This window comes from Globicatella sp. HMSC072A10, from assembly GCF_001811625.1.
GTDB classification, from domain to species: Bacteria; Bacillota; Bacilli; order Lactobacillales; family Aerococcaceae; genus Globicatella; species Globicatella sanguinis.
Map to the genome: position 1 here is coordinate 1 of NZ_KV805799.1, position 7,389 is coordinate 7,389.

The 7,389-nt window shown below is 35.9% G+C and carries 2 protein-coding genes; both read left to right on the plus strand.

The window, feature by feature from the left end; all coding sequences use genetic code 11:
• Positions 1-1,274 precede the first annotated feature (1,274 nt).
• Positions 1,275-4,061 (plus strand): adhesin domain containing protein, encoded by a 2,787-nt coding sequence (locus tag HMPREF2811_RS11625; RefSeq protein WP_071409089.1) that lies wholly within the window; start codon positions 1,275-1,277, stop codon positions 4,059-4,061.
• On the plus strand, positions 4,015-7,389 hold a 3,375-nt coding region (locus HMPREF2811_RS11630), incomplete at its 3' end, for a G5 domain-containing protein (RefSeq protein ID WP_210386573.1). The genes HMPREF2811_RS11625 and HMPREF2811_RS11630, both read left to right, overlap by 47 nt.

The following is a 7,389-nucleotide window of genomic DNA, read 5'->3' on the forward strand; positions in this document are numbered from 1 at the left end:
TTATTGGACCACTTTTAGATTAGCATTTACAAAAAAACCTTAAATGTAATCTTAACTTTTTAAAAATTAATTAAGAATACTAAATAACATTGATAAGAGGTTGTTATTATGCTATTTTTAATCTGATAGAGGACTTAAAAAAATAGTTTGACCTACTATCTAAACGATATAACATTGAAGGGGGAATGTAGCATAAGTAGAATTGAAAATAAAATTTCATTAATTGGAGTATTTTTTATCAAGTGGATTTTAACACTTTATAGGGTGAAAAAACGTTTACGATCGGATAACAAGATTGTAAACGTGTAAAGTCTATAAAGTTCGAGTTAAAAAACACTGTTTCAAAAGTTAAAATCAACCGAGATGATTTTAATAATGAAACTATTGAACATAAAAGGGAAACTTAAAAAAATAGTGAAACGTTACATAATAATGATAGTGGATGTTTATTAAGTAAAAATATAACATCGACAATCTGTGATACCTTGAATTTCATGGTTATGAAGTTAAAGAGACAAGCTTTTTCAAATAATTTATGGATTGACGGTAATAAATCGTAACCAACTGAAAGAAACTAAAGAAGTTCGTCACAAACATCAAACCTTTAGATTGTTATATCGTTAAGTACTCAAGTCATTTTTCAAAGTGAAAAATATTGACTTAAAAATTCAATGAAGGATTCATAGGAGAGATCCAGAAGTCACAGTAGTTATTTTTGATGAATAGGGAGAAATCATCAAATGAACAGATGAAAGTAAGGAAGGTAAAAATAAAGGAAATGGTTTTTAGCTTAATGACAGTAGTTTTACTAGAAGAATTTAAAAGCAATCATCAAATCACAGTAGGGTTAACTTAAAAATTAGGAATCATTTATTTTTATACTGAAAACCAATTGGTAGTTTGATGACTTTAGACAAGCGAATTTGTCAATGGAAGATTAAACCATAAAATTTGGTAACAATCAGTATACTACTAAGTTAAGAGTCATCTGAAAACAGGCCAGTCGCTCCCTAACTTGATATCTTCGTCAAGGGGAGTCAGTCATAAATCCATTAATAAAAAAATAGCTTACTTATCAATCATGGCGTTTTATCGCAGTTTGAGTAGGATTGATAAGCAAAAAATGGCATATTATATTCTTAATGAATTAAAAGATGGTACTAAATATTATCTTTTTAAAGATAATAACAAACGATTGAAACCTGTTGTTTTATGATAGGTAAACAAATGGGTTTTATTTCAATATTTCAACATATTAAAGTAAGGAGAATGACATGCATAAGCAATATAGATATACATTACGTAAAACCACTCTCGGTTTAGCCAGTGTTGCGATCTCAGCATTTTTAGCGGGACAAGCGCCCACTGTTGATGCGGCCGAAGCAGCTGAGATTATAAATGTTGAAGGAACATTATCGGTAATAGGAGAATCCGAAACAACCGCCCCAGTTTCAGAAGTAGTTCCTGAAGCTAACACTGTAGAAGAAACACCAGCTGAGACACCAGTGGTAGAAGCAGCTTCAAGTGAGGCAACTGAAGCAGACACCAATAATCACTCAGATGAAGCTTCAGCTGAATCAGTAGCCGAAACTGAAACCAATCAAGAAATCAATGTAGTGAATACGCAAGATGTTTCAGAAGTAGCCTCATCTCAACCAATAGTAGAAGCGAGTGTAGCACCAGCTAACGAAGAAAATCGTGAAGCTAATACGGTTGAAGAAACAGTACAAGATGAACTTGCTACCACAATGTCACAACCGAGTGCCACTGATGTTCAAGCGGAATCAGAAAAATTAGATATTTCAGCAGAAGTGGCAGCATCTCAACAAAGAGCAGCAGCAACTTCAGAACCTAACTATGCTGAAGATGAAAAGAATATTAAAAATTATAACGACAATGAACGTTATAAAGAGACTGACCTCCAGCGTGGAGATACAAATCAAGCGCTTCTTAGAACTGATGAGAATGTAGAAAAAGACGGTTTAAAATTTAATTTTAAAAACCCGTCTGAAGAATCGCCAAGTAAGAGAGAATATGGTTATCAAATCACCATCGATAAGAAGACCGGTCAAAGAACCTATACTAAGGTTTATGTAACAGATTCTGGCTTTATACCTGTTGATCCAGGAAGCAAATCAATGATGGGCGAAGGAGATAAGTTAACCACTGAATCTCCGGAGGTAACTTACAAGCCAAATGAAAATGGAGAAATTACAGCTGCAGGACGACAAAGAAACCTTGATTATAATGCCAGTGAAGAAACCCTAAAACATATCAATAACAAGGATAACGACTCTACTTCTTTTGGCTTTAATGATAATTACACTAGAGATAACCCCAATATTAAGTTTTTTGGTGATAGCTTCGTCTTAGGTTACAAGGTCAACCCATGGCCAAATGAAAATGACAAACTTGAAGAGCTCAAGCTGAATAAAAATAACTATGACGCAACGTCTAAATACTTTGTCCAAGGTCAAGAAATTGATACCGGGATCAAGGTAGATAATATTGACGAAAATGCAAAAGAAAGAATAGTAGGACAAGTCTATAATCCTATTACAGGTAAAATTGTATCGGGGGCAAGGGCCTATATTGGTGACAATGGCAATATCCACATTAAGATGCCGGAAGGTGCGCTAAAGAAGGATGAAAATGGTAAGACTGTCATCAATGAAAATTCAATCTTCAATACGCCTGAATTCAAAGGCCTACAAACGTTTGATGTTCAGTTCTTTGCTCGGCCTAGAACAGCTGATGAGTTTAAGACGATAGCAGAAACACCAGATCAATTTGGTGAAGTAGGTGCTTATGTAGAATCAGGTGCCGGTACTGCTGACATCAACCATAAAGGAACGAATGTCACAATCGATAAGCAAGGCATTGACCGCTACGACCATTATAACTTAATCGGTAGCTTTAATTTAAATCTTGACGATACAAGATATTACGACCAAAAATTCGAAGATGGAAATGGTGATGACACAACAAAAGTGACTTCATCAGCGGTAAAACCAGGGGAGCCTTTTAAGGTTGGAATTGTAGAACCAGAAAATTCAGGTGAAACAGACAAATCTGCAGAAGAAATGAATGAAGCAGAAGCTAGGGGAGAAGTCTCTGGTAATTTGATCATGGACTTTATAGAACGCCAAAACAAGGGCAAAGCAGAAGTTGATCAATGGAAGATTGAATTACACAAGGGAGATATCGCAAACTTCACTATTACGCCTCCTAAATCAGCTAAGGCCGGAGACTTTATGGCAATCCCAATTGAGTATACTTATACCAACGGATCAAAAGATGTTCACTGGTTCCATTTTGTTGTTCAAGAATCTGATTACATCAAGCCAGAGTATGAAACCCAGGTAAATTATCCTGCTAAAGAACAAACATCGCCAGCAACCGTAACAGAAGATGGGAAGAGAATTCCACCAAGCAGCTATACTCTTCCTAGTACTCTTGACAAAGACGAGGTTGGCAATCACCTAGTTACAGACGATAGCGGAAATAATTGGACTGTAAAACTTGATCAAAAAACAGGACAAGTGACTGCAAAACCAGTAGATCCTACAGCCTTTAATGGTGGTGAAAAACTTACTGTACCGGTAATAGCTCACTATGTAGACGAACAAAAACCAGGTGAAGACATCATTGAAGAAGTAAATGCTTACTTCGTAATAGAAGAAAAAGCAAATATGACCCCGCGCTACAATGCAAAAGTTGGTCAAGAAGGAGACGAACTATCTTCAGATGTTATCCTAAATACCGAAGATCATTACAACCGAAGACCAGGTAAATACACATTAGACTCTGATACCTACACAGATGATAAGGGCAATGTTTGGAATGTTTCAATCGATGAAACAACAGGTAAGGTAACTGTAACGGTACCAAATGCCGAAGAAGGCAAGACCGTTGACGGAGCTCTACTAAATGTCCCAGTAACTGCCCACTACTATGAAGAAGATGGTAAGCTAGAAGTTGGCACAAAGAATACAGAAGTTCAATTTATGGCTTATGGTACAAATGGTACGGTTGAAAAAAATTCTAGAAATACCTTTTGAAACTAAAGTAGAAAAAGATCCGAAACTTAAAAAAGGTGAAATCAAAGTCATCACTGAAGGTGAAAAAGGATCCAAGAAGGTAACCTACAACATTGAAGATTCAAAAATCACAGATACTAAAGAAGAAAAACTAACAGATCCAATAGATCGTCTTATCTACGTAGGTGAAGGCACAAATGATGGAACTCACAAAATTGAAGAAAAAGTAGAGGTACCATTTGAAGTTGAAGTACAATTTGATGATAGTCTTAAACCAGGGGAACAAAAAGTAACTCAAGAAGGTAAACCAGGAGAAAAAACTAGAGCGACAACTCTAACCATCCAAGATGGTGAAGTTGTAGCTACAAAGACAGACGACTTTAAAATAACAACAGAACCTGTTAAGAAAATTATCAAAGTAGGTAGAAACACTGATGGTGAGATAGTACACAATGAAGTAATCCCATTCGAAACAACAGTTGAAGTTAATAACGAACTAGCAAAAGGTGAATGGCGATATAAAAAAATAGGCGATATTGAACTTAAAGGGAAAGTTGGCAGCAAGAAAACCACTTATACCATTGAAAATTCTGAGGTTTCAGATACTAAAGTAGAAGAAACAAAACCAGAAAATGCTGTTATCGAAGTAGGTGGCAAAGACTTTGAGGGTGTAATAGAACACAAGGAAGAAATACCATTTAAATACAAAGTTGAAGAAGTAGATACCTTGAAAAAAGGTGAATACGAAATTGTAAAACCTGGAACAGTAGGAATTAAGACTACAACCTGGAAGATTGTAAACTCTCAAGTTGATGGAGAACCAACCGTTTCCACTAAAGCAGCAGAAGATGCAATTATCCGCGTTGGAAAGGGGACTCTCGACGGTACTCATAAGATTGAAGAAAAAGTTGAAGTACCATTTGAAACAATTGTAGAATTTGACGACAATCTAAAACCAGGTGAACAAAAAGTAGACATTGAGGGAGCACCAGGTGAAAAGACTAGAACCAATACCCTTACTATTGTTGATGGTGAGGTAACAAATACTGAAGAGGGTACTTTTGAACAAACCAAAGCACCAGTTAATAGAGTCATTAAAGTAGGTAGAAATACTGAAGGTACTCATACTTACGAAGAAAAGATTCCTTTCAAATACGACATTTCATATGACGAAAACTTAAAAGCAGGTGAATATGTCATTGATGTTGAAGGAACTGAAGGTACTAAGAAAACAACCTGGACGATTAAAAACTCTGAAATTGTCGGAGAAGCAAAAGTTGAAATAACTAATCCAGTCAATGCAGTCATTAGAGTTGGTCAAAAAGACTTTACCGGTGAATTTAGTCACGAAGTAAAAGAAGAGATTCCATTTACCGTTAAAGTCATTGAAGATGAAACGCTAGAAGCTGGTAAGAGTGAAGTAGTAACTCAAGGTCAACCAGGAACTAAGACAACTAAATATACTCAAGCTATAAAAAATGGCCAAGCGGATGGAGAGTTAAAATCTGAAGAAACTGCGAAAACTGAGCCGATTGAACATGTCATAAGAGTTGGTAAGAAACCAGCGACAAATTCTATAGAAGAAAATAGTACTGTGCCGGTAGATATTATATATAAATACGATCCTGACATGGAAGTAACGACTGCCAGAAAAGGAGACTTGATTCCTGGGAAAGTTGAGACCGTTGTAACTAATAAATACAATCCAGAAACAGGAAAAATCGAATCTGTTAAAGAGACAGTGGTAACAAATGCTAAGCAAGAAATAATTATCGGCGTGAAACAGCATACCGGTGAATTTAAGTACGACTATAACCAACAAATTCCTTATGAAACTGAGATCATTTTCGACGATACACTCGCTTCAGGCACTATAGCAGTGGATAAACCAGGTGAATTAGGAAATATCAAAAATGAGGTAATTGCTAAATTTGAAAATGGTCAACAAGTGTCTAGTGAAGAAAAAGAACTTGAACGTACAGAACCAGAAAAAAGAATCGTCAGAGTTGGATCTAAAACAGATGGAACACATCAACATAAGGAAGAAATTCCTTTCAAATATACAGTGATATATGATCCCGAAATGAAAGCTGGAACATATGAAGAAGTAACACCTGGTAAAAATGGTGAAAGAGTAACGATTTGGATCATTAATAACTCGAAGATTGTCGGAAAACCAACTACTATTGAAACTAAACCTGTGGATGCCGTTATTAAAGTGGGAAGCAAAGATTTCACCGGTGCGTTTGAAACAAAGAAAACCAAGGCGATTGAGTTTGAAACAGAATACATTGTTGATAATTCACTCGAACCAGGTACAACCGAAGTTGTTCAAAATGGTAAGCTTGGTGAGGAAGAAACAACCATAACTCACACCATTGTGAATGGTCAAGTAACCGAGTCAACAGAAGGGGCGACTCATCAAACGAAAGCTCCAGTTAAGAGAATTGTAAAAGTGGGAGCTGCAAAATCTAATGGCACATATGAATACACTAATACGATTCCGTTTGAAGTAGAGGTTAGAGTAAACCCAGAGCTTAAGAAGGGCGAACACAAAGTTGTTCAAAAAGGTGAAGTCGGGGAAGAAAAATACACAATTACGATAGAAAATTCTAAAGTAACTGAGACTTCTGATGCTGCTATAACAAAATCTCCAGTTAAAGAGATTATTGAAGTTGGTAGCCAAGATTTCACTGGTGAGATTAATTATGTTGATAAGGACCCAATTCCATTTGAAACAGAAGTAACAGTTGACCCAAATCTAAAACCAGGTGAAATTGTCGAAGATCAAAAAGGTGAACTTGGAGAACAAGAAACCAAGATAACTAGAACAATCACCAATGGTGAGGCAAGCGAAGAAAATCGTGGCGTAACCAATGTAATAAAAGATCCTGTTATTCGGAAAATTAGAGTAGGTTCTAAGACAGATGGTCAATACAAAGATGTTGAAACCATTCCATTTGAAATTGAAGTCAGAAAAGACCCATCACTTAAGAAGGGTGAATGGAAATATGCCGAAATTAATGGTGTACAACAAACTGGTGAAAGTGGACTTAAAGAAAGAACCCTTATAATTGAGAACTCAAAAGTAACAGATGAATCTGAATTTAAGACAATCAGAGAACCAAAGAAAGCTGTTATTTTAGTTGGTGATGAAGACTTCACAGGTACTTTCGAAACTAAGAAAACTGAAGCTGTTGAATTTGAAACAGAATACAAAGTTAACAATGAATTAAAACCAGGCGAAGTCAAAGTAGTACAAGATGGAGAACTTGGTGAAAAAGAAACACCAGTAACCCACACTATTGAAAATGGGAAAGTTACTAAGTCTGAAAATGGCGAAACTAAA